This window comes from Bradyrhizobium sp. LVM 105 (assembly GCF_003957705.1).
Lineage (GTDB): Bacteria > Pseudomonadota > Alphaproteobacteria > Rhizobiales > Xanthobacteraceae > Bradyrhizobium > Bradyrhizobium frederickii.
In genome coordinates this window covers 1-1,271 of sequence record NZ_QZMV01000089.1, presented here as the reverse complement: position 1 = coordinate 1,271, position 1,271 = coordinate 1, and the positions used below count along the sequence as shown (strand labels likewise).

The window sequence follows — 1,271 nt, the reverse complement described above, 5'->3', positions numbered from 1 at the left end:
TGTTTAGTCCGGGGACATGGCTGACACCTGTTCGGACACATCACTGACAGGTTGGCCGTTGGTCAAGTCGATTGATGCGACCTGCCAGCTGGCAAAGAAGATTCCGTAATGGCCATCGCGGTCGAGGGGTCTGACGGCCAGGCGCTCGCCGCGGAAGGCTTGTGGGACTTTCCACATGTGCCCCTTGAAGGCGATATAGCTCCGGGTCGAGGAGACGGTGCGGACGGTCTCTCCGGCGTCGTATTGGGCCTGCGGGACACGATCCGGCATGGCGCGTGCGCTCGGCCGATAGCGATCGGCGGGGACGCCCATGCCGAGACTTTCATGAGGCCGTTCCAGGTTGTAGAGCATGCGCCAGTTGTCGAGAGCGAGCTGAACCTCCGCCAGGGTACGGAACGTGCGCAGAGCAAACACTTCCGCGTTCAAGCTGCGGTGGAAGCGTTCATTCTTGCCCCGGCCTTGTGGATGACGTGGCCTGGCATGCACCACCCTGATGTCGAGCTTGAGCAGCCACACCTTCAGCGCTGTCCAGCGCACGCCGGACGTGTCACCCCAGGGAGAGCCATTGTCGATATAGAAGGCCTCCGGCAGCCCATAGCGGCGGAAAGTGTCGGTCAGGTGACGCTGCACGGCGGGCCGCTGCTCATTGGCACAGGCTTTCAGACACAGGGCATAGCGCGAGTGATCGTCGACCATGGTCAGCGGATGACAGCGCGTCCCGTTGACAAGGGGCATGTGGCCCTTGAAGTCCATCTGCCACAGCTGATTGGGTGCCTCCCTCTCGAAGCGATGGCCTGATGGACTCGGCGGGGCCTTCTCGCTCGGCTTGATCCGCTCGTTCCGGCACAGGATCTGATGGACCGTCGAAGGCACGGGCACAGTCTGGCCCGCGCGCTTCAGACAATGCGCGATCTTGCGCGCGCCCCAAGCTGGATGCTTGTCACGCACGGCCAGAACCTGCGCCTCCACCGCAGCTTCGCTGCGCCTGGGCATTCTCTTCGGACGGCGGGGCTGGTCCGCCAGTTCATGGTCGCCAGCCTGCCAACGCCTCAACCATTTGTAGCCCACATCTGGGCTGATGCCGAACCGCCGGCACAACTCACGCCGGTTCGCTCCCTCCTGCATGGCAAGCCACACGAACTCTCGTCGTTGATCCATCACCGACACCTCGTTCCAGGGCATGGACGGCCTCCCGAATCGACCAATCCAGCCCATTTTGATGTGTCAGCTATGTCTCCGAACACCCGTCAGTGATCTGTCCGGGCTAAACA

At 62.5% G+C, this 1,271-nt stretch carries 1 protein-coding gene; it reads right to left on the bottom strand.

Features of this window, described 5'->3' with window-relative positions; all coding sequences use genetic code 11:
- Window positions 1–3: 3 nt before the first annotated feature.
- Window positions 4–1,182, bottom strand: coding sequence for an IS481 family transposase (locus tag D6B98_RS39600; protein WP_126262254.1), 1,179 nt, complete (start codon window positions 1,180–1,182; stop codon window positions 4–6).
- Between the last annotated feature and the right edge of the window lie 89 nt (window positions 1,183–1,271).

Excerpts from the sequence above, each read along its gene's own strand:
- D6B98_RS39600 (WP_126262254.1), bottom strand. The coding sequence starts at position 1,182 with ATGCCCTGGAACGAGGTGTCGGTGATGGATCAACGACGAGAGTTCGTG.